Here is a 22,648-nt window from a genome sequence, read left to right as displayed (position 1 = left end):
GTAATACCCTCCCGCGCCTATATTCACTCGCTCCTCCCGATTATAGGCACGCGTAATCCCCTCCCGTGCCTATATTCACTCGCTCCTTCCGATTATAGGCACGCAAACCCTCCTCCCGTGCCTATATGACTCACTCCTTCCGATTATAGGCACGTGGACCCTCTCCAATCACCAAAAACCCGCTAACGATTACGCGAAACCAGTTCCTTGCCCCCATATAGCCTTCCCTGCCATTTAACAAAAACACAAAACCGCCCCCGTCCCCATCTTCCCAAAACCACAAAAAATCCCGGTCCACAATTGGACCGGGATCGGTAAGCGATATAAAAAATTAACGCTTTGAGAACTGAGGTGCACGGCGAGCGCCTTTAAGGCCGTACTTCTTACGCTCTTTCATGCGTGCATCACGAGTAAGAAGGCCTTCGCGCTTAAGCGGCAGGCGATATTCAGGATCAGCTTGCAGAAGCGCACGGGCGATGCCGTGGCGAACTGCGCCAGCCTGGCCAGTGTATCCTCCGCCGTTTACATTTACATGTACATCGTAGCTGCCTTCAGTTTCAGTAACTGCAAGCGGCTGTCTTACAACTTCACGCACTGCAGGCAGTGGGAAGAAATCTTCAAATTCGCGACCGTTAACAACAATAGTTCCGTTACCTGGAACAAGACGAACGCGAGCAACTGAGCTCTTGCGACGTCCAGTACCGTTATATTGTACCTGTGCCAATATTAATACCCTCCTCTAAGTCTTATCCGCGAAGTTCGTAAACTTCTGGTTGTTGTGCTTGGTGCTTGTGTTCGCTGCCGGCATATACATGAAGCTTCTTAGCCATTTGGCGTCCGAGGCTTCCTTTTGGAAGCATGCCTTTGATAGTAAGTTCAAGCATTTGCTCTGGATACTTCGTACGCATTTCAAGAGCAGTTCTTGATTTCAAACCGCCTGGGTGGTTTGAGTGACGGTAATACATTTTGTCAGTAAGCTTTTTACCAGTAAGTTCGATCTTTTCAGCGTTGATGATGATTACGTGATCACCAGTATCCACGTGCGGAGTGTAAGTCGGCTTGTGCTTTCCGCGAAGAATTGATGCAACTTCGCTTGAAAGACGGCCCAAAGTTTTTCCTTCTGCATCAACAACGTACCATTTGCGTTGAACATCAGCTTGCTTTGCCATATAAGTACGCATGGGTGAGTGTACCTCCTAATTTTCAATGTCAAAAATTCAATTGTGCATTTATTCAATCACGATTAAGTTTCCGGGGCTAATCGTGGTCTTGAAAACAATACCATAGGATATAATATAACACATGGGAACCCCATGTCAAGGAAATGTTACACTAGGATTCGTTGTTTTGCCGAAACACTGTGTCTGCTTGTTTTCTTAAAATACCTTTCAGGCGAGTTTTCGGCCGGCATGGGCCTGCTGTCTATCTGCGGGCAGACTCCCGTCAAGAAGGGTTTTCAATCAGCCGCGGCGGCTCACTACCCGCGGTCCCTCTGTTCCACCCTGGCTCCAATGTCCATTCAATGATAAGAAACATCCCATAAATAGAGTCCTGCCCCGCTCACATTGAGTCCTGAGATATCCCGTTTCTTTTCCCGGAGCATTGTGCCGATCTCTTCAGGCGCAAGCTTCCCCTGGCCGACACGGAGCAGGTCGCCGACGATGAGGCGGACCATGTTGTACAAAAACCCATTGCCGGCGACCCGGATGACGAGCTCATCCGCTTCTTCCATCAGCTCAAGCTCATAGATCGTTCTTATCCTTGAATCGACCTCCGCTTTCGCTGAGGAAAACGCCGTGAAGTCATGTGTGCCGATAAAATAGGGAATGGCGGATTTCACTGCATCAAGATCAAGATCGTACGGCATATGAAGCGTGTAATGCCTCCGGAACACATCACGATCCTTCGTCCGCAAAATGAAGTAGCGGTACTCCTTGCGGGTTACATCGAAACGGGCGTGGAAGTCAGGCCTTGCCTCCTCTGCCTCCAAAATAACGATATCCGCCGGAAGCTGGGCATTCAAGGCCGTCTTCCACTTATCCTTCTCAATTATAAGAGGGCTGTCGAAATGAAACACCTGTCCGCGGGCATGCACGCCGGCATCTGTCCGCCCGGAAGCGGTTATCCGGACCGGACCGCCTTTATGCATCACAGCCAGCACACGTTCAATTTCTGCCTGGACGGTTCGCGCCCCCGGCTGCACCTGATAACCGGAAAAATGAGTGCCGTCATATGAAACTTTGCATTTTATCCGCTTCATGTCCATCACCTGTCAGCTTCGTAAGTATAAAAGTGCTGCTGCAAGCAAGATGACCAGCCCCAGTGCGGCTGTGTCAGCGCCTGACCATTTCAGTTCACGCAGTTTTGTCCTGCCTTCGCCGCCCTGGTATCCCCTTGCTTCCATTGCAAGCGCAAGGTCCTCAGCCCGTTTGAAGGCTCCGATGAAAAGCGGAACGAGCAGGGCCGCAATCGCCTGCAGCCTTTCTTTTATCGGTCCGTGTTTAAAATCGACCCCTCTGGCGCTCTGCGCTTTGATCAGTTTTTCCGTCTCCTGCATGAGGGTAGGAATGAACCGGAGTGAAATCGACATCATCAGTGCCAGCTCGTGGACCGGAAACTTGACTTTCTTCAGCGGTCCAAGCAGCGTCTCCATTCCATCGGTAATTTCAATAGGCGTCGTTGTAAGCGTGAGGAGCGATGTCATCATAATTAAAAACAAAAAACGCATCGAGATGAATACCGCTTGCCTGGCCCCTTCTTCATACACAGTGAACCAGCCGTACTTGAACAGCAGTTCGCCTTCCTTCGTCATGAAGATATGCAAAACCACTGTGAATAAAATGATCCAGAGCACCGGCCGGAGCCCCCGCAAAATGAAGGACGCCTGAATCCTGGAAGCTGCAACAGCCAAAATTGAAAATGCGCCAAGCGCCAGATACGACCACATATTGTTCGCAAGAAAAACGATAAAGACATAAAAAAAGATAATCGTCAGCTTGGCGCGCGGATCGAGACGGTGGATGAATGAACTGCCCGGCACATATTGGCCGATGACCGCATACTGCATCATGAAGGATCGCCCCCTCTCATGAGCGATTCAATGAGATCTGCGGTTTCCTTAAGCGTAAAACGGTCATATGAAAGCCGGGTGCCGAATTTTTCTTCCAGTTCCATTGCAAACCGGGTCGTCTCCGGAACATCAAGGCCAAGGCCGATTAATTGTTCGGGATTTGAAAAAATCTCCTGAGGCGCCCCTCTGGCAACGAGCGTGCCTTTATCCATCACGGCGATTTCATCGGCATAGCGGGCAGCATCCTCCATGCTGTGCGTAACAAGGATAGTTGTCAGCCCTCGCTGTTTATGCAGCATGGAAAACATATCCATGATTTCATGGCGTCCTTTTGGGTCCAGGCCGGCTGTCGGTTCATCGAGAATCAGAATCTCCGGCTCCATTGCCAGCACACCGGCTATGGCTACACGTCGCATCTGACCTCCGCTCAAGTCAAAGGGTGACTTCTGCAGAACATCTTCCGGGAGCCCAAGCATCAAGACGGTTTCCCGTGCCTTTTTCCGAGCTTTCTCCTCAGGGACACCGAAATTCCGCGGACCGAACATCACATCTTTTTCCACCGTTTCCTCAAACAGCTGGTGTTCGGGATATTGGAAGACAATGCCGGCCTTTTTCCGCAATGGTTTCAAGCTTTTATCCTTTTTATCTGCCGTGATGACGGTTTCACCGATACGGATTTCGCCTGATGTCGGTTTGAGCAGGCCGTTCAAGTGCTGGACGAGTGTCGACTTTCCCGAACCGGTATGGCCGATCACCGCCAGGAAAGTGCCTGAATCGATATGTGTTGTCACGTCATGGAGTGCGAGCCGTTCAAAGGGCGTGCGCGGCATGTAGCGGTGCTCTAGGTTTGTGATTTTAATTTCCATAACGCATCCACCAATTCCTCTTGAGAAAGATATGGGCCTGATGAGAGAATGCCGCGCCGTGACAGTTCATGACTCAGTTTCACACTGAAAGGCAAATCAAGCCCGATTTGAGTCAGCTCTTCTTCTTTGCTGAAAATATCCGCTGCACGCCCTGCAGCATGTACTTCACCCTGGTTCATGACAAGCACGCGGTCCGCTTTCGCTGCCTCTTCCAGGTCATGAGTGATGGAAATGACTGTAATGGCGCCTTCATCGTTAAGGGAGCGGACGGTATTGATCACTTCAAGGCGGCCGCGCGGGTCAAGCATGGAGGTCGCTTCATCAAGAATCATAATTGACGGCCTGAGAGCAATGATACCTGCAATTGCCACCCGTTGTTTTTGCCCGCCTGACAGATGGTGAGGCTCTTGATCAAGAAATTCAATCATGCCGACAGATTTAAGGCTTTCCTGAATCCGTTTTTTCATGATATCTCGAGCGACGCCGTTGTTTTCCAGACCAAAAGCCACATCATCCCTTACTGTTGTCCCGACAAACTGATTATCGGGGTTTTGGAAGACGACCCCCAGCCTGCGGCGTATATCCGCTATATCGGTTTCTTTGGCCGTACTGAACCCTTCTACTGATACAGTGCCGGTTTCAGGAAGCAATAGGCCGTTCATAAGCTTGGCAAGGGTTGACTTGCCGGAGCCGTTATGTCCGACAATTGCCAGCCACTCGCTTTCATACACGGAAAAACTGACGTCATTTACTGCCCATTTTCCTTCCCGGTCATATCGAAAACTTACATCCTTTACAGAAACGAGTTCTTTCATGAAGGTCTCTCTCCCGCTTCGACATATTTCCCTGGAAATAGGGAAATCGTGCCGATTTTCTCTTCTAATCTCGACAAGCTTTTCTCACCTGGTGCCGCTTTGAAAAACGGGCGGCAAAAAAGCTGGATAAACAAAAAAAGGGCACAGAATCAGACCCGTGAAGAGTTTCTGTCCCGCCCTTTTCGTTACATGTGTATGATTGTTACACAAGCTCGATAATAACCATTGGTGCACCATCACCGCGGCGAGGCCCAAGCTTCATGATACGAGTGTATCCGCCTTGACGGTTTTCATAACGAGAAGCGACATCACCGAACAGTTTTTGGATTGCATCTTCGCCAGTCTCTTCGTTTGCAGTTTCCTTGCGAACGAAAGCAGAAGCTTGACGGCGCGCATGCAAATCACCGCGCTTGCCGAGAGTGATCATTTTTTCAACAACTGACTTGAGCTCTTTCGCTTTCGCTTCAGTTGTTTCGATGCGCTCGTTGATGATCAGGTCTGTCGCAAGGTCACGAAGAAGTGCTTTACGCTGTGAACTAGTGCGTCCCAGTTTTTGATATGCCATGAGAGATTCCCTCCTTTGTTGAAAGTCTATCCGTTGTATCTATCGTTGCTCACCTGCAGGGAACTACTCTTCCTTACGGAGTCCGAGTCCCAGGTCATGAAGTTTATGCTTTACTTCTTCAAGAGATTTCCGTCCGAGGTTGCGGACTTTCATCATGTCCTCTTCAGACTTATGGGAAAGCTCTTGAACTGTATTAATGCCAGCGCGCTTCAGGCAGTTATATGAACGGACAGATAAGTCCAGTTCTTCAATTGTCATCTCAAGAACTTTTTCTTTTTGATCTTCTTCTTTTTCGACCATGATTTCTGCATTTTGGGCTTCATCAGTCAGGCCGATGAAGATGTTCAGGTGCTCATTCATGATCTTGGCACCTAAAGAAACGGCTTCTTCCGGTCTAATACTTCCATCTGTCCATACATCGAGGGTTAATTTATCGTAATTAGACACTTGGCCTACACGTGTATTTTCTACCTGGTACGTTGCACGGGCAACCGGTGTATAGATGGAATCAATCGGAATCACGCCGATTGGCTGATCCTCCGTATTGTTATCATCAGCCGGTGAATAGCCGCGGCCGCTCTGGGCAGTCATACGTATGTGAAGGTTGGCGCTGCTGGATGACAGTGTCGCAATATGAAGATCCGGATTCAAAATCTCTACATCACTGTCATGCGTAATATCCGCAGCAGTAACGGGACCTTCGCGCTTCACGTCAATTTCCATCGTCTTCTCTTCATCAGAGTAGATTTTGAGTGCGAGTTTTTTAATGTTCAAGATAATGGAAGTGACGTCTTCCACTACACCTTCAATTGTTGAGAATTCATGAAGGACCCCATCAATTTGAATAGATGTTACAGCGGCACCAGGGAGTGAAGATAAAAGGATACGACGTAAGGAGTTCCCTAATGTGGTACCATAGCCACGTTCAAGCGGTTCGATGACAAATTTCCCAAACTTGCCGTCATCGCTGACATCAACCGTTTCAATTTTTGGTTTCTCAATTTCGATCATTCAATAACCCTCCTTCAAAACGTCGAAACCCCGGTTAGACTGTTACAGAGTCTAACCGAAATTCCCCATTTGCAGTTCCCGATTGTGTGCACAGCGGATCTGGTTAAGATCCCCTTAGAACCTTCTATGAAACTTTTTTCATCATAACCCAGTATAGACAGTGTGCCAAAATCTATACAGGATGATTAGACGCGTCGACGTTTTGGCGGGCGGCAGCCGTTATGAGGAACTGGCGTTACGTCCTGGATTGCAGTTACTTCAAGGCCTGCAGCCTGAAGGGCGCGGATGGCAGCTTCACGGCCGGCACCAGGTCCTTTAACTGTAACCTCAAGAGTTTTCATGCCATGATCAACTGAAGCTTTAGCTGCTGTTTCTGCAGCCATTTGTGCCGCAAAAGGAGTGGATTTACGGGATCCTCTGAAACCTAATGCACCAGCACTTGACCAGGCTATTGCATTACCATGGGTATCAGTGATCGTAACGATTGTGTTATTGAATGTAGAACGGATATGAGCAATTCCGGACTCAATATTCTTTTTCACGCGCTTTTTGCGTGTGTTTGTTTTACGTGCCATATGATCGTTTTACCTCCTTTACTTCTTCTTGTTCGCTACTGTACGGCGAGGTCCCTTACGCGTACGTGCGTTGTTTTTTGTGCCCTGTCCACGGACTGGAAGACCGCGGCGATGACGCATTCCACGGTAAGAACCGATTTCGATCAAACGTTTGATGTTAAGTGATGTTTCACGGCGAAGGTCACCTTCAACCTTGTACGTATCAACGATTTCACGAATTTTTGTCAACTCGTCTTCCGTTAGATCACGCACACGTGTATCTTCAGAAACACCAGCTTCTTTCAAAATTTGTTGAGCCTTCGACTTCCCAATACCAAAGATATATGTGAGAGAGATTACTATGCGCTTTTCACGCGGAATATCTACACCAGCAATACGTGCCATTCAGACGTGCACCTCCTTCAAGATTAACCTTGTTTTTGTTTGTGTTTCGGATTTTCACAGATAACCATTACTTTACCTTTACGGCGGATAACCTTACATTTTTCACAGATTGGTTTAACTGATGGTCTTACTTTCATCTTTCCTACCTCCTCATTCACGGAGTGATGCAACTATTTGTAGCGATAAGTAATCCGGCCACGTGATAAATCATATGGAGATAATTCTACAGTAACTTTATCTCCAGGCAAAATGCGGATGAAATGCATGCGGATTTTGCCCGATACATGAGCAAGAACGGTGTGCCCGTTTTCCAGCTCTACTTTGAACATAGCGTTAGGCAATGTTTCAACGATGGTTCCTTCAACTTCAATTACATCATCTTTCGCCATCGAGTTGCTCTCCCTTCTTCAAATCAGTAACTTGTTCATCGACAAACACTTCCGAATGCTCGCTCAAAAAACGCGTCATCACATACCGGAGTTTCGAGTTTGTCACACGACCCGTTTCTTGGATACTGCTCTGAACTTCCGGAGATACGTAATCTATTAACTCAAGGTGATTTACGTTTTTCTTCTTGGGACGGTCATATTTTCGTTTGTCTCCGTCTGCCAGCAAAACGATCCGTTCGTCTTCAATACCGATGATGACACTGTACTGTCCGTTATCCCTTCCTTGAAGGATACGGACAAACTGCCCTAACCGCGGCATCGTCTCGGTTTCACTCACCCATTATCACCTTCACTTAGGCTTTTGTTAGTATTTCATACCCGATTTCTGTTATGGCAATCGTGTGTTCGAAGTGCGCACACATTTTACCATCTTCTGTTACAACAGTCCAGTTATCTGCCAGAGTACGCACATAACGCTCTCCGGCATTCACCATTGGTTCTATCGCCAGCACCATTCCTGGTTTCAAGCGCGGTCCTTTATTCGGCGGACCATAATGGGGGATTTGGGGATCCTCATGAAGGTCCTGACCCACTCCGTGCCCTACATATTCTTTGACAATGGAAAACCCATTTTCTTCAACATAGGTCTGGATCGCATGTGAGATGTTGGATAACCGTTCTTTCGGTTTGGCTTCCGCCAGCCCTTTATATAAAGCTTCTTCCGTTACATCGAGAAGACGCTGGTTTTCCTCGCTTATCTCTCCAACTCCGTAGGTCCAGGCGGAATCACCATGATAACCATTATACTTTGCACCGATATCAATGCTGATGATATCGCCTTCCTTCAGTATGCGGTCACCTGGAATGCCGTGAACCAATTCTTCGTTGACAGATGCACAAACACTTCCCGGAAAACCATTATACCCTTTAAATGACGGAATTGCATCGTTTTCGCGAATTATCTTCTCCGCAATGGCATCCAGCTCTTTTGTCGTGACGCCGGGTTTAATATGCTTCTTGAGCTCCTGGTGTGTCAAAGCGACGATTCGTCCGGCCTCACGCATTATCTCAATCTCACGCGGGGTTTTACTAATGATCATTTAGTGATTCCCCCAATAATGGAATCAACATCTTCAAAGACTTTATCGATATCCTGATCTCCGTTCACTTTTTCCAAATAACCTTTTCCTTCATAAAAGTCAATCAAAGGCTGCGTTTGCTTCAAATTGACTTCCAGACGGTTGGCCACTGTTTTTTCGTTATCATCTTCACGTTGATACAGCTCGCCACCGCACTTATCACATTTCCCCTCTGCTGCCGGTGGATTAAACACAACGTGATAAGTTGCTCCACAATTCTTGCAGATCCGTCGTCCAGTTAGACGTTCCATTAAAATATCTTTATCAACATCTATATAAATAACGTGATCTATCGGGCGTTCCAGCTCACTGAGCAGTTTTTCCAGCGCTTCAGCCTGAGCTGTCGTGCGCGGAAAACCATCCAACAAAAAGCCCTTACGGCAATCATCTTTTCCTAAACGGTCGCGAACAATACCAACAGTTACTTCATCAGGTACGAGTTCGCCTTTATCCATAAAGGATTTTGCTTCCAGACCCAGTGGAGTTCCTTCTTTAATAGCTGCACGGAACATATCTCCAGTCGAGATATGAGGGACGCCGTATTTTTCAACGATGCGTTCAGCCTGGGTACCTTTTCCGGCCCCGGGAAGACCCATTAACACTAAGTTCATGATTATACCCCCCTCGATCCCATTTGAGGTGAAGGGAAGAGTATCCTTCCCAACCTCCTCTTACTTGATAAAACCTTTATAATGGCGTTTAACGAGCTGGCTTTCAAGCTGCTTCATTGTTTCCAGTGCAACACCGACAACAATCAGCAAACTTGTTCCGCCAATTTGTACGGACTGCGGCAACTCTGCAAACTTGATGAACAAGATTGGAAGAACAGAAACGGACGCCAGGAAGATGGAACCTACGAATGTAAGGCGGTACAAAATCCTTGTGACATACGTCTGTGTGTTCTTGCCTGGACGGATACCAGGAATATAGCCGCCCTGTTTTTTCAGGTTTTCAGCCATTTGCTCCGGGTTGACTTGCACGAACGTATAGAAGTAAGTGAAAGCAATAATTAAGGCAACATAGACGATCATTCCCACCGGCTGTGTGTAATCAAATGCGTTTTGAATCCACAGCGTAACGTCATTGCTTCCGAAGAAGCTTGCGATCGTCGGCGGTGTGATAATGAACGAGATTGCAAAGATTACCGGGATAACGCCCGCGGCATTCACTTTCAACGGCAAATGCGTTGACTGCCCGCCAGTTGTGTTGCGGCCGACAACCCGCTTGGCATATTGAACCGGAATCTTACGCAATGCTTGCTGGAAGAAGATAACGCCAACCACGATAGCCAGTACTGCCAGAAGCAGAAGGGCAACAGTGACGATTCTGATGAAAAGTGCTTCCCCAGCACCTTCAATTTGCTGCGCATATATTTGGTTGACTCCATTTGGGATAGCTGCAACGATACCCGCAAAGATGAGAATGGAAATACCGTTCCCTACACCTTTAGCGGTGATCTGCTCGCCAAGCCACATCAGGAATGCTGTTCCTGCTGTAAGCACCAGTGCAATCAACAGATAAGCCTGGAACCCTGTGTTGGTGATCAACTGACCGCCAGCAAGGTTGTTAAAACCGATTGACATTCCGATCGCCTGGATGAAACCAAGAGCGATAGTGAAGTAGCGCGTGAACTGTGCCAGTTTACGCCGTCCGACTTCACCCTGCTTTGACCATTCTGTAAACTTGGGAACAACATCCATTTGCAGAAGCTGCACGATAATGGATGCTGTGATGTAAGGCATAATCCCCATTGCGAAAATGGAGAAGTTGCTTAACGCACCGCCCCCGAATGTATTCAGAAGACCAAAAACACTGTCATCCTGGATCTGCAGGACTTCCGGGTTAACACCCGGTACCGGAATGAAACTCCCAACACGGAAAACAATCAGCATTAAAAGGGTGAATATTATCTTATTTCTAATATCACCCACGCGCATAAAATTGGAGAGTGTTTGAAACATTAGATCACCTCTGTAGTACCGCCGGCAGCTTCGACAGCTTCTTTAGCAGACGCTGAGAACTTGTGAGCCTTAACAGTAAGCTTCTTCTCAAGCTTGCCGCTGCCAAGTATCTTCACGCCGGACTGCAGCTTGCTGATGACACCAGTTTCAAGCAGCAGCTCAGGAGTTACTTCAGTACCCTCTTCAAAACGATTCAACGTTTCAAGGTTTACAATTGCGTATTCCTTACGGTTGATGTTCGTGAACCCGCGCTTCGGAAGACGCTGGAACAATGGCATCTGGCCGCCTTCAAAGCCAGGTCTTACTCCGCCGCCTGAACGGGCGTTTTGACCCTTATGGCCTTTTCCTGATGTTTTGCCGTTGCCGGAACCCATTCCGCGCCCTACCCGGTTGCGTTCTTTACGGGAGCCTTTTGCTGGCTTTAACTCATGAAGTTTCATTGGTGCACCTCCTCGTTATTAATTTCTATTTATGCTTCCTTAACCGTAACAAGGTGAGCGACTTTGTTGATCATGCCGCGAATTGCAGGATTATCTTCTTGAACGACTGTCTGATTGACTTTGCGCAGACCAAGTGTTTTAACGGTAACACGCTGGTCCTGCGGACGACCAATTACACTGCGTTTGAGGGTAATTTCAAGTTTGTTTGCCATCTAATTTCCCTCCTTATCCTAACAATTCTTCTACAGATTTACCGCGAAGTTTTGCAACTTCTTCTGCACGCTTAAGATTTTGTAAACCGTTCATTGTAGCACGGATCATGTTGATCGGTGTATTGGAGCCCAATGACTTGGACAGAATGTCGCCGATACCGGCCAATTCCAATACCGCACGGACTGGTCCGCCTGCAATAACTCCAGTACCTTCTGATGCCGGCTTAAGAAGTACGCTTCCTGCACCGAAACCACCAGTGATTTCATGTGGAATTGTAGTTCCAACCATCGGTACGCTGATCAAGTTTTTCTTGGCATCCTCAATCGCTTTACGGATGGCTTCAGGCACTTCCTGTGCTTTACCTGTTCCGAAACCTACGTTGCCGTTCTTGTCTCCTACTACCACCAGTGCAGCAAAACGGAAACGACGTCCGCCTTTTACAACTTTAGCTACACGGTTAATTGTAACTACGCGTTCTTCAAGATCTAACTTGCTTGAATCAATGCGACGCATCAATATCCCTCCTTCTTTTTAAAATTCAAGTCCGCCTTCACGTGCGGCTTCTGCCAATGCTTTCACACGTCCGTGATACAGATATCCACCGCGGTCGAATACTACCTGGCTTACACCGTTGTCTACTGCACGCTTGGCGATAAGTTCGCCAACCTTTTGAGCAGCTTCGACATTGCCTGTAGCATCTAAGGTAAGCTCGTTATCAACTGTAGATGCGCTTGCGATTGTTTTCGCGTTCACATCATCAATGATCTGAGCATAAATGTGGTTGTTGGAACGATATACATTCAAACGCGGGCGTTCAGGAGTTCCTGTCAGTTTCGCACGAACACGCGCGTGGCGCTTTTTACGAGTAGCGTTTTTATCAGGCTTAGTGATCACTTGTGTCACTCCTTTCTTCTACCTAACCGGATTACTTCGCTGTTTTACCTTCTTTACGACGTACATATTCACCTTCATAACGGATACCTTTGCCTTTGTACGGCTCTGGCGGGCGAACAGCGCGGATGTTGGCAGCAAGGGCGCCTACGCGCTCTTTGTCGATGCCTTTAATGATGATTTTTGTGTTGGTTGGCACTTCGATCTCGATGCCTTCTTCAGGCGTCATTTCAACCGGATGTGAGTAGCCGACGCTTAACACAAGGTTCTTTCCCTGCTTGGCAGCACGGTAACCGACACCGATCAGTTCAAGGGCACGCTCATAGCCGTTCGTTACGCCCTCTACCATGTTGCCAAGGAGGCTGCGGGTAGTACCGTGAAGTGCACGGTGCTCTTTATGTTCAGTTGGACGCTCAACAGTAAGCGTACCATCTTCTTGTTTGATTACCATATCAGGGTGGAATGAACGAGTCAATTCTCCCTTCGGTCCTTTGACTGTTACAGTGTTATTGTCGTTTGTAATTGTTACACCTTCAGGAATCTGAAGGATTTTATTACCGACACGGGACATATCTTACACCTCCATTCACTCTTTACTTTATTACCAGATGTATGCCAATACTTCGCCGCCGGCTTTTTGTTGGCGGGCTTCTTTGTCAGTCAATACGCCTTTAGAAGTTGATACCACTGCGATTCCAAGGCCGTTAAGCACGCGAGGCACCTCTGTCGCTTTCGCATATACGCGGAGGCCAGGCTTACTGATTTTTTTCAAACCAGTGATGATGCGCTCGTCGTTCGGGCCGTATTTAAGGAAAATACGGATGATTCCCTGCTTGTTATCTTCGATAAATTCTACGTCACGTACGAAACCTTCGCGCTTAAGGATCTCCGCGATTTCTCTTTTCATTTTAGAAGCCGGGATCTCCAGCTGATCGTGACGCACTGAGTTCGCATTACGGATACGAGTCAGCATATCTGCGATTGGATCTGTCATAACCATAAATAGATTACCTCCTTCCCTAAATCGGGTTTACCAGCTAGCTTTTTTAACACCAGGGATTTGACCCTTGTATGCAAGTTCACGGAAACAAATACGGCAAAGCTTGAATTTACGGATTACTGAATGCGGGCGGCCGCAGCGTTCACAGCGAGTGTATTCGCGTACTTTGTACTTTTGCTCGCGCTTGTGCTTTGCGATCATTGATTTCTTAGCCACGCTTTTCCCTCCTCTTAATGTTGATTACTTTTGAAATGGCATGCCGACTTGAGAAAGCAGCTCTTGTGCTTCTTCGTCAGTGTTAGCCGTTGTTACGATAACAATGTCCATACCGCGAACTTTGTTTACTTGATCGTAATCAATTTCCGGGAAGATCAGCTGTTCTTTGACGCCGAGCGTGTAGTTTCCACGGCCGTCGAATGCTTTCTTGGATACACCGCGGAAGTCACGGACACGCGGAAGTGATACACTGATCAGCTTATCCAAGAAATCATACATGCGTTCACCGCGCAAAGTAACTTTTGCACCGATTGGCATTCCTTCACGAAGACGGAATCCGGCGATAGATTTCTTCGCTTTTGTGACAACAGGCTTTTGCCCTGCAATCTGGGAAAGCTCTTCAACTGCAGTGTCAAGTGCTTTCGCATTTTGCACAGCGTCACCTACACCCATGTTAATTACGATCTTTTCTATTTTCGGTACTTCCATTACAGAAGAGTAGTTGAACTTATCAACCATGCTTGGAACGATTTCGTTCTGGTATCTTTCTTTCAAACGGTTCATTGAGCGGACCTCCTTTCACTGCTGAACTATTTATCTAAAACCTCTCCAGATTTCTTTGCCACACGGACTTTCTCGCCGTTCTCCACTTTATAGCCGACACGAGTCGGTTCACCGCTCTTTGGATCGAGCATCATGACGTTGGAAACATGAATCGGTGCTTCCAGTTCATTGATGCCGCCCTGCGGATTCATTTGAGATGGCTTGGAGTGTTTTTTAACCAAATTAACGCCTTCAACAAGGACACGGTCTTTCTTCGGGTAAGCTTCAAGGATGATGCCTTCTTTGCCCTTATCTTTACCAGAGATCACTTTCACTTTATCGCCCTTTTTAACATGCATCGTACGCGCACCTCCTTACAAGGCCTGTAATTTCATCTATTATAGTACTTCTGGAGCTAGAGAAACGATTTTCATGAAATCATTCTCCCGCAATTCGCGAGCAACCGGTCCGAAGATACGAGTTCCTCTTGGACTCTTATCTTCCCGGATAACAACTGCTGCGTTCTCATCGAAGCGGATGTAAGAACCGTCTGGGCGGCGAGCGCCAGTCTTCGAACGTACGATTACGGCACGAACAACTTCACCCTTTTTGACAACGCCTCCTGGTGTTGCTTGTTTTACCGTAGCAACAATTACATCACCGATATTGGCTGTCTTGCGTCCGGACCCACCCAATACTTTGATTGTGAGCAATTCGCGCGCACCAGAGTTATCTGCAACTTTTAAACGGGTTTCTTGTTGAATCATACAACAAAACCTCCCCTCGGAATAGTTTTTTTATCCGAACCATCATTATATGATTACTGATTCTTCTACAACGTCCACAAGACGGAAACGTTTTGTTGCGGAAGTAGGACGAGTTTCCATGATTCTTACGATATCGCCCATTTTCGCAGTATTGTTTTCATCATGTGCTTTGAACTTTTTAGAGTACTTTACACGCTTGCCGTATAAAGAGTCTTTTTTGTACGTTTCTACGAGAACCGTAATGGTTTTGTCCATTTTGTCGGACACTACACGCCCAGTGTAGACTTTACGTTGGTTGCGTTCCATTCTGCAAACCTCCTCTCACATTAAGGGTTTTTAGCGGCTGACACCGAGTTCCCTTTCACGGACAACAGTTTTCATGCGCGCAATCGCCTTGCGTACTTCACGGATGCGAGCGGTGTTTTCCAATTGGCCCGTAGCCAGTTGGAAGCGAAGATTAAAGAGCTCTTCTTTAAGGGATTTAACTTTTTGTTCAATTTCGGCAGTGGTCAGTTCACGAATTTCATTAGCTTTCATTTGATTCACCACCAATTTCTTCGCGTTTTACGATCTTCGTCTTAATTGGCAGCTTGTGGGAAGCGAGACGCAATGCTTCACGGGCAACTTCTTCAGATACACCCGCAATTTCGAACATGATTTTACCTGGCTTCACTACAGCTACCCAGCCCTCAGGAGCACCTTTACCGGAACCCATGCGGACTTCAAGAGGTTTTGCAGTATATGGCTTATGCGGAAAGATTTTAATCCATACTTTACCGCCACGTTTCATATAACGAGTCATCGCGATACGGGCAGCTTCGATCTGGCGGTTTGTGATCCACGCCGCTTCAACAGCTTGGAGGCCGTATTCACCGAAAGATACTTCAGTTCCGCCTTTTGCTTTACCGCGCATTTTTCCACGATGTTCTCTGCGGTACTTTACACGTTTAGGCATCAACATGATTATTTTCCTCCTTCCCCGTCTTGCTTTTTAGTAGGAAGAACTTCACCACGATAGATCCATACTTTTACGCCGAGCTTACCGTACGTTGTATCTGCTTCTGCAGTTCCATAATCGATATCTGCACGTAAAGTATGAAGCGGTACAGTTCCTTCACTATAATGTTCAGCACGAGCGATGTCCGCTCCGCCAAGACGTCCGGAAACCATTGTGCGGATTCCTTTAGCGCCTGCACGCATTGCGCGCTGGATAGCCTGCTTCTGCACACGGCGGAAAGAAACACGGTTTTCCAATTGACGGGCAATGTTATCAGCTACAAGAGCAGCATCAAGGTCAACTTTCTTCACTTCGACGATGTTGATGTGTACTCTCTTGCCTGTTAATGCGTTCAAAGATTTGCGAAGAGATTCAACTTCAGACCCGCCTTTACCGATTACCATACCAGGTTTAGCCGTATTGATGGTAATGTTTACACGGTTGGCAGCACGTTCAATTTCAACGCTGGATACAGAAGCGTCTTTCAAACGTTTTTCAATGTATTCACGAATTTTAATGTCTTCATGCAGCAAATCAGCATAGTCTTTACCTGCATACCATTTTGACTCCCAGTCACGGATGACACCGATACGCAGACCGACCGGATTAACTTTTTGACCCACTGATTATCCCTCCTTCTTTTCTGATACCACAACAGTGATGTGGCTCGTGCGTTTGTTGATCTGGCTTGCGCGTCCCATTGCACGTGGACGGAAACGCTTCAGCGTTGGTCCTTCGTTTACATAAGCTTCCGTGATAACGAGGTTATCAGGATTCAATTCATAGTTATGCTCCGCATTAGCAATAGCAGACTTCAACACTTTCTCTACAACCGGGGAAGCTGCTTTTGGAGTGTGGCGAAGAATTGCGACCGCTTCGCCGACTTGCTTGCCTCGAATCAGGTCAGCAACCAGGCGGACTTTACGAGGAGCAATGCGGATTGTTTTAGCAACAGCCTTAGCTTGCATCGGAATGCCTCCTCTCATTAACGTCTAGTTTTCTTGTCATCATTGGCATGACCTTTGTATGTGCGGGTTGGAGCAAACTCACCCAGTTTGTGTCCGACCATATCTTCTGTTACGAAAACAGGCACATGTTTGCGTCCATCATAAACGGCAATTGTATGTCCGATAAACTCCGGAAAAATTGTAGAACGGCGAGACCATGTTTTGATGACTTCTTTTTTGTTGGACTCATTCAGATTCTCAACTTTTTTCATCAGATGATCATCAACAAAAGGTCCTTTTTTTAAGCTGCGGCCCATGTGGAAACCTCCCTTCGTGATTGCACTACGGTTCTTGCGAACCGTAGGACAACCCCGTTATTTTTTACGACGGCGTACAATATATTTATCAGATGGCTTGTTGCGTTTGCGTGTCTTGTAGCCAAGTGTCGGCTTGCCCCAAGGGGACATTGGTGATTTGCGTCCGATTGGCGCACGTCCTTCACCACCACCGTGAGGGTGATCGTTAGGGTTCATGACAGAACCGCGGACAGTTGGGCGCTTGCCTAACCAGCGGGAGCGTCCAGCTTTACCGACATTTACAAGTTCATGCTCAACGTTACCCACTTGACCGATCGTAGCACGGCATGTGCCAAGAATCAAGCGGACTTCGCCGGAAGTCAAACGAACGAGTACATATTTATCTTCTTTACCAAGAACCTGTGCTTCAGCGCCTGCAGAACGTGCAAGCTGGCCTCCGCGTCCCGGTTTAAGTTCGATATTGTGGATGACAGTACCGACTGGGATATTTTGCAGCGGCAGAGCGTTGGCGACTTTGATATCCGCATCTGCACCAGACATGATTTCCATGCCCACTTGAAGAGTTTTCGGTGCGAGAATGTAACGTTTCTCACCATCCGCATAGTTTACAAGCGCGATGTTCGCAGAACGGTTAGGATCGTATTCGATTGTAGCAACGCGTCCTGGAATGCCATCTTTGTCACGCTTAAAGTCAATTACACGGTACTTCCGCTTATGACCGCCGCCTTGATGGCGTGTAGTCAATTTACCCTGGTTGTTGCGGCCGCCTTTTTTATGAAGCGGTGCAAGCAAGGATTTTTCCGGCTGGTCCGTAGTGATGTCTGCATAGTCTAGTGTAGTCATGCCACGGCGGCCGTTTGATGTTGGTTTATACTTTTTAATCGCCATTTAGTTTCCCTCCTTCACAGTAAAATGAATTAAACTCCCTCGAAGAATTCGAGTTCTTTGCTGTCTTCAGTAAGCTTTACAACAGCTTTCTTGCGCTTAGCAGTATATCCGCCGTAACGGCCCATACGCTTGAATTTACCTTTATAATTCTGAACGTTGATTTTCTCAACTTTTACACCAAAGATCGTTTCTAGCGCATCTTTGATTTCAGTTTTGTTTGCTTTAGGGTCAACTTCGAACGTGTACTTCTTATCAACCATAAGTTCAGTAGAACGTTCTGTAATTACGGGGCGCTTAATGATATCACGAGCGTCTTTCATTATCCAAGCACCTCCTCTACTTTTGCAACCGCGTCTTTCGTCATGATGAGCTTATCATGGTTCAAGACATCAAGGACACTCACACCATTTGAAGGAACAACGGTTACTCCAGGGATGTTGCGTGCTGAAAGTTCAACTGCTTCATCGATATCGGCAGTGACGATCAGTGCCTTGCGGTCTACAGAAAGGTTTTTAAGAACTGCTACGAGTTCTTTTGTTTTTGGTTTTTCAAATGACAGGCTATCCATTACAACAACTTCGTTGTCGATAACTTTAGTGGATAGTGCTGATTTGATTGCCAAACGGCGTACTTTTTTAGGCATTTTGAAGCTGTAGCTTCTTGGCGTCGGTCCGAAAACAACTCCGCCGCCTACCCATTGTGGTGAACGAATGGAACCCTGGCGTGCACGGCCTGTTCCTTTTTGGCGCCACGGCTTGCGTCCGCCGCCGCGTACTTCTGAACGGTTTTTGACAGCGTGTGTTCCCTGGCGCAGAGATGCTTGCTGCATAAGGACTGCTTCAGTCAACACATGCTGGTTAGGCTCAATACCAAATACGGCATCGGAAAGCTCGATATCGCCGACTTGAGAGCCGCTCTGGTTAAACAATGCTACTTTAGGCATTGGTATTCCTCCTTTCTTGACGGATATTAGTCTGCTTTCACCGCGCTGGTGACTTTAACAAAACTTTTTTTCGCTCCAGGCACGTTGCCTTTTACGAGAAGAAGATTACGTTCTGCATCTACTTTTACGATTTCAAGGTTTTGGATGGTTACTGTCTCTCCACCCATACGGCCTGGCAATGCTTTACCTTTAAAAACATGCATCGGATCGACAGCGCCCATAGAACCTGGACGGCGATGGTAGCGGGAACCGTGGCTCATAGGTCCGCGGGATTGGTTGTGCCTCTTGATGGAGCCTGAGAAGCCTTTACCTTTCCCTGTTCCTGTTACATCGATCATGTCTCCAGCTGCAAAGATATCAACCTTTACTTCCTGGCCTGTTTCTAATCCTTCTGCATTACGGATTTCCTTAATGAAGCGCTTAGGCGCAGTGTTTGCTTTTTCAGCATGTCCCTTTTCAGGCTTGTTGGCGTTCTTTTTATCAGCGAAGCCAAGCTGTACGGCGGAATAACCGTCTGCCTCTTCAGTTTTTGCTTGAAGCACAACGTTCGGCTGGGCTTCGATAACCGTTACCGGGACGAGTTCGCCGTTTTCTGTAAACACTTGCGTCATACCGATCTTCTTACCTAAGATTCCTTTGGTCATCCGTTACACCTCCTGTATAATACAATTTTTATTTATAATTAAAGTTTGATTTCAATGTCTACACCAGATGGTAGATCAAGACGCATTAATGAATCAACAGTCTGCGGAGTCGGATTGACGATGTCAATCAGACGCTTATGTGTACGCATTTCAAACTGCTCACGTGAATCCTTGTACTTGTGAACCGCACGAAGGATCGTGTATACAGTCTTCTCAGTTGGAAGCGGGATCGGACCGGATACCTTTGCACCGGAACGCTTTGCTGTCTCAACGATTTTTTCTGCAGACTGATCAAGAATACGATGGTCGTACGCTTTTAAGCGGATGCGAATCTTTTCTTTTGCCATTATTTTCCCTCCTTTATCGCCCATTTTTAAAATAGACATTCTCCGTGAAAATTTACCTGAACACCAGCCATGGCAAAGGGGCCGGGTGTGTCAGCAACCTTTCACTTCATCGCTGTCAATGACCAACATTGTCAATTATATAAAATATTGGCCGGAAATGCAACAAAAACTTTTATGGCTTTGCTGCACACTTTCACTATTATAAGGGCTGTCAGGGCAAAATGCAAGGTTGCGAGAAATTCTTTTTATGGAAAGTGATATGGAAAAAGAAATAATTATCATATGCCGGATTACGGCAGGTAATAGTGAATGGAATGCTGCGCAGCTTCTCGTTTCTTGCCTATTTGAGGGAGTGGATGTACCTGATTTTCGAGTTTCTTCTATATAAGTATGTGTAGAGTTTGATGCAGCTTGAATTTGAGTTGTGATATAGAAGGGGTATGGTTTTATGCCTGCCATGTGTTGGTGTTGATGACAAGGCATAACCAGGGAACGGATCGTAATCTGGCATTACCTAGTTCTTTTAAAATTGCACTTTTTAGTACGGGGAATGCTTAAGTGGGCGCTGGCTTTTGTATGCCTGCAGCTGTTAGGTGGGATGTTCTAAGGGGAAAAGCGGGTGCTTCGTGTTTTGTGTATGCCGTGCTGGCTTGGGCGGGGTAAGCCCTCGGATGTATGTCCGCCAGTTTTGGCGTGAAAGCGGGTTTATATGGTGCGTAATGAATGCTTTGGCTTGAAATTATCGTAGTTTCGCTTGTAAACTGATTGCCTCTGCGCGAATAGTCAATGGTTTGGCGCAAAACCGGGCAGTTACGGCGTGAAATCAGCGCCTGGCTGCATTCAGATTAAAATTATCCGCTCGCAAAGCTTGCTGTTTGGAATGATTTCGACTGAATTCGGCCTAAAAAGCTGCTTTCGACTTTCCTTACTTCGGTAAAATGAGCTTTTTCATTTATTATCTAATAATTTATATCATTTTACTGTCCGGTTATGGGGCGTTACTCACAAGTTTCATTGTTTTCGTCGTCAATTTTTATCCTTTACTCACCAGTTACGTTCCTTGCCGCCAGTTCACCAAACAAGCTGCGCTACATTTACTTGTTACTATTACACCCATATAGAATACTTTTTGGCTTCCAACACAGACTGCAAAAGAGATCTGCTCCCTTTCCGCTGATTCCCTGACAGGCAGCGCGGTCCTGTTCCCTCACTTCAGTCTGCTTTTCCCCCTGGATTCCCGCCGATTCCCTGCCTGAACAGTACAATTGCGCAAGCCGCCAGCTTATGCGTACCCCTCTTGCGCCTGGAGCTGGACGATTCCCTTCTGGCTTTTTATCCACAACGTTTTACATTTATAATTCCTTAACAATAAAAAAGGCAGGCAATCAAATGATTGCCTGCCCCTTTATCAAGATTCAACCGTGCCGCTATTACTCGATGATTGAAGCAACAACGCCAGCGCCTACAGTACGGCCGCCTTCACGGATAGAGAACTTAGTACCGTCTTCGATCGCAATCGGAGAGATAAGTTCTACAGTCATTTCAACGTTATCGCCAGGCATAACCATTTCTACGCCTTCTGGAAGCGCGATTGTGCCAGTTACGTCAGTTGTACGGAAGTAGAACTGCGGGCGATAGTTAGAGAAGAATGGAGTGTGACGTCCGCCTTCTTCTTTTGAAAGGACATATACTTCAGCTTTGAACTTTGTGTGTGGTGTGATTGTACCTGGCTTTGCAAGTACCTGGCCACGCTGGATATCTTCACGGGAAACACCGCGAAGAAGGGCGCCGATGTTGTCACCAGCTTCAGCATAGTCAAGAAGCTTACGGAACATTTCAACACCAGTGACAGTTGTCTTCTTAGGAGCTTCCATAAGACCTACGATTTCAATTTCGTCACCAACATTCAATTTACCACGCTCAACACGGCCAGTTGCAACTGTACCACGGCCAGTGATGGAGAATACGTCCTCAACAGGCATCATGAAGTCTTTGTCCGTGTCGCGCTCTGGAGTTGGGATATACTCGTCAACCGCATCCATAAGTTCGAAGATTTTTGCTTCATAGTCAGCATCGCCTTCAAGAGCTTTAAGTGCAGAACCTTTGATTACTGGTACATCATCACCAGGGAAGTCATACTCAGTAAGAAGATCGCGAACTTCCATTTCTACTAGCTCAAGAAGTTCTTCGTCGTCTACCATATCAGTTTTGTTCAAGAACACAACGATAAATGGTACACCAACCTGACGGGAAAGAAGGATATGCTCGCGAGTTTGCGGCATAGGGCCGTCAGCTGCTGATACTACAAGGATCGCACCGTCCATTTGCGCTGCACCAGTGATCATGTTTTTAACATAGTCAGCGTGTCCAGGGCAGTCAACGTGTGCATAGTGACGGTTATCAGTTTCGTACTCTACGTGTGCAGTAGCGATTGTGATACCGCGCTCACGCTCTTCTGGAGCACCATCAATTTGGTCATATGCCATTGCAGAACCTTTACCTGATTTCTTATGAAGTACAGTTGTGATTGCTGCAGTCAGTGTAGTTTTACCATGGTCAACGTGTCCAATTGTACCAATGTTGACGTGCGCTTTGGAACGATCAAACTTCTCTTTACCCATTAGTAATTTCCTCCTTTAGATACCTTAATATAAGTAAGATTGAAATCTATTGTTGCCAGCCGGAATTCAGGGGAGCCGGTCCAGCCCCCTCTGCTCTCC

38 protein-coding genes are annotated in these 22,648 nt (G+C 47.0%); all 38 read right to left on the bottom strand.

The annotated features are described in order from the left end of the window. Positions 1 to 331 precede the first annotated feature (331 nt). The 38 genes from rpsI to tuf all read right to left on the bottom strand — a co-directional run bounded on the left by rpsI (position 332) and on the right by tuf (position 22,549). On the bottom strand, positions 332 to 724 hold the full coding sequence (gene rpsI / locus A4U59_RS17440) for a 30S ribosomal protein S9 (protein WP_070121503.1): 393 nt from the start codon (positions 722 to 724) through the stop codon (positions 332 to 334). Between the two features lie 22 nt (positions 725 to 746). Continuing rightward, positions 747 to 1,181 (bottom strand): 50S ribosomal protein L13, encoded by a 435-nt coding sequence (rplM, locus tag A4U59_RS17435; RefSeq protein WP_070121502.1) that lies wholly within the window; start codon positions 1,179 to 1,181, stop codon positions 747 to 749. Positions 1,182 to 1,519: 338 nt separating this feature from the next. After that, entirely contained in the window at positions 1,520 to 2,260 is a 741-nt protein-coding gene (gene truA / locus A4U59_RS17430; protein WP_070121501.1) for a tRNA pseudouridine(38-40) synthase TruA, read from the bottom strand. A 12-nt stretch (positions 2,261 to 2,272) separates the two neighbouring features. Next, a complete protein-coding gene (locus A4U59_RS17425; protein ID WP_070121500.1) occupies positions 2,273 to 3,070 on the bottom strand; it encodes an energy-coupling factor transporter transmembrane component T family protein in 798 nt (265 codons plus the stop codon). Then, positions 3,067 to 3,936 carry an energy-coupling factor ABC transporter ATP-binding protein gene (locus A4U59_RS17420; RefSeq protein ID WP_070121499.1) on the bottom strand — a complete coding sequence of 290 codons (870 nt, stop codon included), beginning with the start codon at positions 3,934 to 3,936 and terminating at the stop codon, positions 3,067 to 3,069. Before A4U59_RS17420 ends, A4U59_RS17425 begins: the two co-directional genes overlap by 4 nt. Then, the gene (locus A4U59_RS17415) at positions 3,912 to 4,751 is read right to left on the bottom strand and encodes an energy-coupling factor ABC transporter ATP-binding protein (RefSeq protein ID WP_070121506.1); all 840 of its coding nucleotides are present in this window, start codon (positions 4,749 to 4,751) and stop codon (positions 3,912 to 3,914) included. Before A4U59_RS17415 ends, A4U59_RS17420 begins: the two co-directional genes overlap by 25 nt. A 202-nt stretch (positions 4,752 to 4,953) precedes the next feature. Further along, complete coding sequence (gene rplQ / locus A4U59_RS17410; protein WP_070121498.1) at positions 4,954 to 5,316, bottom strand: 50S ribosomal protein L17; 363 nt, start codon at positions 5,314 to 5,316, stop codon at positions 4,954 to 4,956. A gap of 63 nt (positions 5,317 to 5,379) precedes the next feature. Further along, positions 5,380 to 6,327, bottom strand: a complete 948-nt coding sequence (locus tag A4U59_RS17405) for a DNA-directed RNA polymerase subunit alpha (RefSeq protein WP_070121497.1) — start codon at positions 6,325 to 6,327, stop codon at positions 5,380 to 5,382. 185 nt (positions 6,328 to 6,512) lie between these two features. After that, on the bottom strand, positions 6,513 to 6,902 hold the full coding sequence (rpsK, locus tag A4U59_RS17400) for a 30S ribosomal protein S11 (RefSeq protein ID WP_070121496.1): 390 nt from the start codon (positions 6,900 to 6,902) through the stop codon (positions 6,513 to 6,515). 18 nt (positions 6,903 to 6,920) lie between these two features. Continuing rightward, on the bottom strand, positions 6,921 to 7,286 hold the full coding sequence (gene rpsM / locus A4U59_RS17395) for a 30S ribosomal protein S13 (protein WP_070121495.1): 366 nt from the start codon (positions 7,284 to 7,286) through the stop codon (positions 6,921 to 6,923). A 23-nt stretch (positions 7,287 to 7,309) separates the two neighbouring features. Further along, positions 7,310 to 7,423 carry a 50S ribosomal protein L36 gene (gene rpmJ / locus A4U59_RS17390; protein WP_003156543.1) on the bottom strand — a complete coding sequence of 38 codons (114 nt, stop codon included), beginning with the start codon at positions 7,421 to 7,423 and terminating at the stop codon, positions 7,310 to 7,312. A 33-nt stretch (positions 7,424 to 7,456) separates the two neighbouring features. Next, positions 7,457 to 7,675 (bottom strand): translation initiation factor IF-1, encoded by a 219-nt coding sequence (gene infA / locus A4U59_RS17385; RefSeq protein WP_026801474.1) that lies wholly within the window; start codon positions 7,673 to 7,675, stop codon positions 7,457 to 7,459. After that, positions 7,662 to 8,012, bottom strand: a complete 351-nt coding sequence (locus A4U59_RS17380; protein ID WP_070121494.1) for a KOW domain-containing RNA-binding protein — start codon at positions 8,010 to 8,012, stop codon at positions 7,662 to 7,664. The genes infA and A4U59_RS17380 overlap by 14 nt, the downstream gene beginning before the upstream one ends. Before the next feature lie 16 nt (positions 8,013 to 8,028). Further along, positions 8,029 to 8,775: a type I methionyl aminopeptidase gene (gene map, locus A4U59_RS17375; protein WP_070121493.1), complete on the bottom strand. Its 747-nt coding sequence runs from the start codon at positions 8,773 to 8,775 to the stop codon at positions 8,029 to 8,031. Further along, positions 8,772 to 9,425 carry an adenylate kinase gene (locus A4U59_RS17370; protein ID WP_070121492.1) on the bottom strand — a complete coding sequence of 218 codons (654 nt, stop codon included), beginning with the start codon at positions 9,423 to 9,425 and terminating at the stop codon, positions 8,772 to 8,774. The genes map and A4U59_RS17370 overlap by 4 nt, the downstream gene beginning before the upstream one ends. A gap of 60 nt (positions 9,426 to 9,485) precedes the next feature. Next, a complete protein-coding gene (gene secY / locus A4U59_RS17365; RefSeq protein ID WP_070121491.1) occupies positions 9,486 to 10,775 on the bottom strand; it encodes a preprotein translocase subunit SecY in 1,290 nt (429 codons plus the stop codon). Then, positions 10,775 to 11,215 (bottom strand): 50S ribosomal protein L15, encoded by a 441-nt coding sequence (gene rplO, locus A4U59_RS17360; protein WP_070121490.1) that lies wholly within the window; start codon positions 11,213 to 11,215, stop codon positions 10,775 to 10,777. Before rplO ends, secY begins: the two co-directional genes overlap by 1 nt. A 29-nt stretch (positions 11,216 to 11,244) precedes the next feature. Further along, positions 11,245 to 11,427, bottom strand: a complete 183-nt coding sequence (gene rpmD, locus A4U59_RS17355; protein WP_070121489.1) for a 50S ribosomal protein L30 — start codon at positions 11,425 to 11,427, stop codon at positions 11,245 to 11,247. A 13-nt stretch (positions 11,428 to 11,440) separates the two neighbouring features. After that, positions 11,441 to 11,941 carry a 30S ribosomal protein S5 gene (gene rpsE, locus A4U59_RS17350; RefSeq protein ID WP_070121488.1) on the bottom strand — a complete coding sequence of 167 codons (501 nt, stop codon included), beginning with the start codon at positions 11,939 to 11,941 and terminating at the stop codon, positions 11,441 to 11,443. Positions 11,942 to 11,959: 18 nt separating this feature from the next. Further along, positions 11,960 to 12,322, bottom strand: a complete 363-nt coding sequence (gene rplR / locus A4U59_RS17345; protein WP_070121487.1) for a 50S ribosomal protein L18 — start codon at positions 12,320 to 12,322, stop codon at positions 11,960 to 11,962. A gap of 31 nt (positions 12,323 to 12,353) precedes the next feature. Continuing rightward, positions 12,354 to 12,890, bottom strand: a complete 537-nt coding sequence (gene rplF, locus A4U59_RS17340; RefSeq protein WP_070121486.1) for a 50S ribosomal protein L6 — start codon at positions 12,888 to 12,890, stop codon at positions 12,354 to 12,356. A 30-nt stretch (positions 12,891 to 12,920) separates the two neighbouring features. Further along, positions 12,921 to 13,319 carry a 30S ribosomal protein S8 gene (gene rpsH, locus A4U59_RS17335; protein ID WP_070121485.1) on the bottom strand — a complete coding sequence of 133 codons (399 nt, stop codon included), beginning with the start codon at positions 13,317 to 13,319 and terminating at the stop codon, positions 12,921 to 12,923. Positions 13,320 to 13,349: 30 nt separating this feature from the next. Beyond that, the gene (locus A4U59_RS17330) at positions 13,350 to 13,535 is read right to left on the bottom strand and encodes a type Z 30S ribosomal protein S14 (protein WP_070121484.1); all 186 of its coding nucleotides are present in this window, start codon (positions 13,533 to 13,535) and stop codon (positions 13,350 to 13,352) included. A gap of 24 nt (positions 13,536 to 13,559) precedes the next feature. Next, the gene (gene rplE, locus A4U59_RS17325; RefSeq protein ID WP_070121483.1) at positions 13,560 to 14,099 is read right to left on the bottom strand and encodes a 50S ribosomal protein L5; all 540 of its coding nucleotides are present in this window, start codon (positions 14,097 to 14,099) and stop codon (positions 13,560 to 13,562) included. A 26-nt stretch (positions 14,100 to 14,125) separates the two neighbouring features. Then, positions 14,126 to 14,437, bottom strand: a complete 312-nt coding sequence (gene rplX, locus A4U59_RS17320) for a 50S ribosomal protein L24 (RefSeq protein ID WP_070121482.1) — start codon at positions 14,435 to 14,437, stop codon at positions 14,126 to 14,128. Positions 14,438 to 14,476: 39 nt separating this feature from the next. After that, entirely contained in the window at positions 14,477 to 14,845 is a 369-nt protein-coding gene (gene rplN / locus A4U59_RS17315; protein WP_070121481.1) for a 50S ribosomal protein L14, read from the bottom strand. A 45-nt stretch (positions 14,846 to 14,890) separates the two neighbouring features. Next, positions 14,891 to 15,151, bottom strand: coding sequence for a 30S ribosomal protein S17 (gene rpsQ, locus A4U59_RS17310; protein WP_070121480.1), 261 nt, complete (start codon positions 15,149 to 15,151; stop codon positions 14,891 to 14,893). 30 nt (positions 15,152 to 15,181) lie between these two features. Continuing rightward, the gene (gene rpmC, locus A4U59_RS17305; protein ID WP_070121479.1) at positions 15,182 to 15,382 is read right to left on the bottom strand and encodes a 50S ribosomal protein L29; all 201 of its coding nucleotides are present in this window, start codon (positions 15,380 to 15,382) and stop codon (positions 15,182 to 15,184) included. After that, the gene (gene rplP / locus A4U59_RS17300; protein ID WP_070121478.1) at positions 15,372 to 15,806 is read right to left on the bottom strand and encodes a 50S ribosomal protein L16; all 435 of its coding nucleotides are present in this window, start codon (positions 15,804 to 15,806) and stop codon (positions 15,372 to 15,374) included. The genes rpmC and rplP overlap by 11 nt, the downstream gene beginning before the upstream one ends. A gap of 2 nt (positions 15,807 to 15,808) precedes the next feature. After that, positions 15,809 to 16,465 (bottom strand): 30S ribosomal protein S3, encoded by a 657-nt coding sequence (gene rpsC / locus A4U59_RS17295; protein ID WP_070121477.1) that lies wholly within the window; start codon positions 16,463 to 16,465, stop codon positions 15,809 to 15,811. 3 nt (positions 16,466 to 16,468) lie between these two features. Next, entirely contained in the window at positions 16,469 to 16,810 is a 342-nt protein-coding gene (gene rplV, locus A4U59_RS17290) for a 50S ribosomal protein L22 (protein ID WP_070121476.1), read from the bottom strand. A gap of 17 nt (positions 16,811 to 16,827) precedes the next feature. Continuing rightward, positions 16,828 to 17,106, bottom strand: a complete 279-nt coding sequence (rpsS, locus tag A4U59_RS17285; RefSeq protein WP_070121475.1) for a 30S ribosomal protein S19 — start codon at positions 17,104 to 17,106, stop codon at positions 16,828 to 16,830. 57 nt (positions 17,107 to 17,163) lie between these two features. Further along, positions 17,164 to 17,994, bottom strand: coding sequence for a 50S ribosomal protein L2 (rplB, locus tag A4U59_RS17280; protein ID WP_070121474.1), 831 nt, complete (start codon positions 17,992 to 17,994; stop codon positions 17,164 to 17,166). Positions 17,995 to 18,023: 29 nt separating this feature from the next. Next, positions 18,024 to 18,314 carry a 50S ribosomal protein L23 gene (gene rplW / locus A4U59_RS17275; RefSeq protein ID WP_070121473.1) on the bottom strand — a complete coding sequence of 97 codons (291 nt, stop codon included), beginning with the start codon at positions 18,312 to 18,314 and terminating at the stop codon, positions 18,024 to 18,026. Further along, positions 18,314 to 18,937, bottom strand: a complete 624-nt coding sequence (gene rplD, locus A4U59_RS17270; protein WP_070121472.1) for a 50S ribosomal protein L4 — start codon at positions 18,935 to 18,937, stop codon at positions 18,314 to 18,316. The genes rplW and rplD overlap by 1 nt, the downstream gene beginning before the upstream one ends. Before the next feature lie 26 nt (positions 18,938 to 18,963). Then, on the bottom strand, positions 18,964 to 19,581 hold the full coding sequence (rplC, locus tag A4U59_RS17265; RefSeq protein ID WP_070121471.1) for a 50S ribosomal protein L3: 618 nt from the start codon (positions 19,579 to 19,581) through the stop codon (positions 18,964 to 18,966). Between the two features lie 38 nt (positions 19,582 to 19,619). Beyond that, on the bottom strand, positions 19,620 to 19,928 hold the full coding sequence (rpsJ, locus tag A4U59_RS17260; protein WP_070121470.1) for a 30S ribosomal protein S10: 309 nt from the start codon (positions 19,926 to 19,928) through the stop codon (positions 19,620 to 19,622). Between the two features lie 1,430 nt (positions 19,929 to 21,358). After that, positions 21,359 to 22,549 carry an elongation factor Tu gene (gene tuf, locus A4U59_RS17255; protein WP_070121469.1) on the bottom strand — a complete coding sequence of 397 codons (1,191 nt, stop codon included), beginning with the start codon at positions 22,547 to 22,549 and terminating at the stop codon, positions 21,359 to 21,361. Positions 22,550 to 22,648 lie beyond the last annotated feature (99 nt).

The sequence above is a fragment of the Bacillus marinisedimentorum genome (assembly GCF_001644195.2).
In the GTDB taxonomy this organism is placed as follows: domain Bacteria; phylum Bacillota; class Bacilli; order Bacillales; family Bacillaceae_O; genus Bacillus_BL; species Bacillus_BL marinisedimentorum.
This window is presented reverse-complemented; position numbering and strand designations above follow the sequence as displayed.

Coding starts and splice junctions, on each gene's coding strand:
- rpmJ (WP_003156543.1), bottom strand. CDS start 7,423: ATGAAAGTAAGACCATCAGTTAAACCAATCTGTGAAAAATGTAAGGTT.
- rpsQ (WP_070121480.1), bottom strand. CDS start 15,151: ATGGAACGCAACCAACGTAAAGTCTACACTGGGCGTGTAGTGTCCGAC.
- rplF (WP_070121486.1), bottom strand. CDS start 12,890: ATGTCCCGTGTCGGTAATAAAATCCTTCAGATTCCTGAAGGTGTAACA.
- rpsS (WP_070121475.1), bottom strand. CDS start 17,106: ATGGGCCGCAGCTTAAAAAAAGGACCTTTTGTTGATGATCATCTGATG.
- A4U59_RS17405 (WP_070121497.1), bottom strand. CDS start 6,327: ATGATCGAAATTGAGAAACCAAAAATTGAAACGGTTGATGTCAGCGAT.
- A4U59_RS17370 (WP_070121492.1), bottom strand. CDS start 9,425: ATGAACTTAGTGTTAATGGGTCTTCCCGGGGCCGGAAAAGGTACCCAG.
- rplE (WP_070121483.1), bottom strand. CDS start 14,099: ATGAACCGTTTGAAAGAAAGATACCAGAACGAAATCGTTCCAAGCATG.
- rpsJ (WP_070121470.1), bottom strand. CDS start 19,928: ATGGCAAAAGAAAAGATTCGCATCCGCTTAAAAGCGTACGACCATCGT.
- rplW (WP_070121473.1), bottom strand. CDS start 18,314: ATGAAAGACGCTCGTGATATCATTAAGCGCCCCGTAATTACAGAACGT.
- rpsE (WP_070121488.1), bottom strand. CDS start 11,941: ATGCGTCGCATTGATTCAAGCAAGTTAGATCTTGAAGAACGCGTAGTT.
- rplD (WP_070121472.1), bottom strand. CDS start 18,937: ATGCCTAAAGTAGCATTGTTTAACCAGAGCGGCTCTCAAGTCGGCGAT.
- map (WP_070121493.1), bottom strand. CDS start 8,775: ATGATCATTAGTAAAACCCCGCGTGAGATTGAGATAATGCGTGAGGCC.
- A4U59_RS17425 (WP_070121500.1), bottom strand. CDS start 3,070: ATGATGCAGTATGCGGTCATCGGCCAATATGTGCCGGGCAGTTCATTC.
- rplP (WP_070121478.1), bottom strand. CDS start 15,806: ATGTTGATGCCTAAACGTGTAAAGTACCGCAGAGAACATCGTGGAAAA.
- rplQ (WP_070121498.1), bottom strand. CDS start 5,316: ATGGCATATCAAAAACTGGGACGCACTAGTTCACAGCGTAAAGCACTT.
- infA (WP_026801474.1), bottom strand. CDS start 7,675: ATGGCGAAAGATGATGTAATTGAAGTTGAAGGAACCATCGTTGAAACA.
- rpmC (WP_070121479.1), bottom strand. CDS start 15,382: ATGAAAGCTAATGAAATTCGTGAACTGACCACTGCCGAAATTGAACAA.
- A4U59_RS17420 (WP_070121499.1), bottom strand. CDS start 3,936: ATGGAAATTAAAATCACAAACCTAGAGCACCGCTACATGCCGCGCACG.
- rplC (WP_070121471.1), bottom strand. CDS start 19,581: ATGACCAAAGGAATCTTAGGTAAGAAGATCGGTATGACGCAAGTGTTT.
- rpmD (WP_070121489.1), bottom strand. CDS start 11,427: ATGGCAAACAAACTTGAAATTACCCTCAAACGCAGTGTAATTGGTCGT.
- rpsK (WP_070121496.1), bottom strand. CDS start 6,902: ATGGCACGTAAAACAAACACACGCAAAAAGCGCGTGAAAAAGAATATT.
- tuf (WP_070121469.1), bottom strand. CDS start 22,549: ATGGGTAAAGAGAAGTTTGATCGTTCCAAAGCGCACGTCAACATTGGT.
- rpsM (WP_070121495.1), bottom strand. CDS start 7,286: ATGGCACGTATTGCTGGTGTAGATATTCCGCGTGAAAAGCGCATAGTA.
- rplV (WP_070121476.1), bottom strand. CDS start 16,810: ATGCAAGCTAAGGCTGTTGCTAAAACAATCCGCATTGCTCCTCGTAAA.
- rplM (WP_070121502.1), bottom strand. CDS start 1,181: ATGCGTACTTATATGGCAAAGCAAGCTGATGTTCAACGCAAATGGTAC.
- truA (WP_070121501.1), bottom strand. CDS start 2,260: ATGAAGCGGATAAAATGCAAAGTTTCATATGACGGCACTCATTTTTCC.
- rplO (WP_070121490.1), bottom strand. CDS start 11,215: ATGAAACTTCATGAGTTAAAGCCAGCAAAAGGCTCCCGTAAAGAACGC.
- rplN (WP_070121481.1), bottom strand. CDS start 14,845: ATGATTCAACAAGAAACCCGTTTAAAAGTTGCAGATAACTCTGGTGCG.
- rplX (WP_070121482.1), bottom strand. CDS start 14,437: ATGCATGTTAAAAAGGGCGATAAAGTGAAAGTGATCTCTGGTAAAGAT.
- rplB (WP_070121474.1), bottom strand. CDS start 17,994: ATGGCGATTAAAAAGTATAAACCAACATCAAACGGCCGCCGTGGCATG.
- rpsH (WP_070121485.1), bottom strand. CDS start 13,319: ATGGTTATGACAGATCCAATCGCAGATATGCTGACTCGTATCCGTAAT.
- secY (WP_070121491.1), bottom strand. CDS start 10,775: ATGTTTCAAACACTCTCCAATTTTATGCGCGTGGGTGATATTAGAAAT.
- A4U59_RS17415 (WP_070121506.1), bottom strand. CDS start 4,751: ATGAAAGAACTCGTTTCTGTAAAGGATGTAAGTTTTCGATATGACCGG.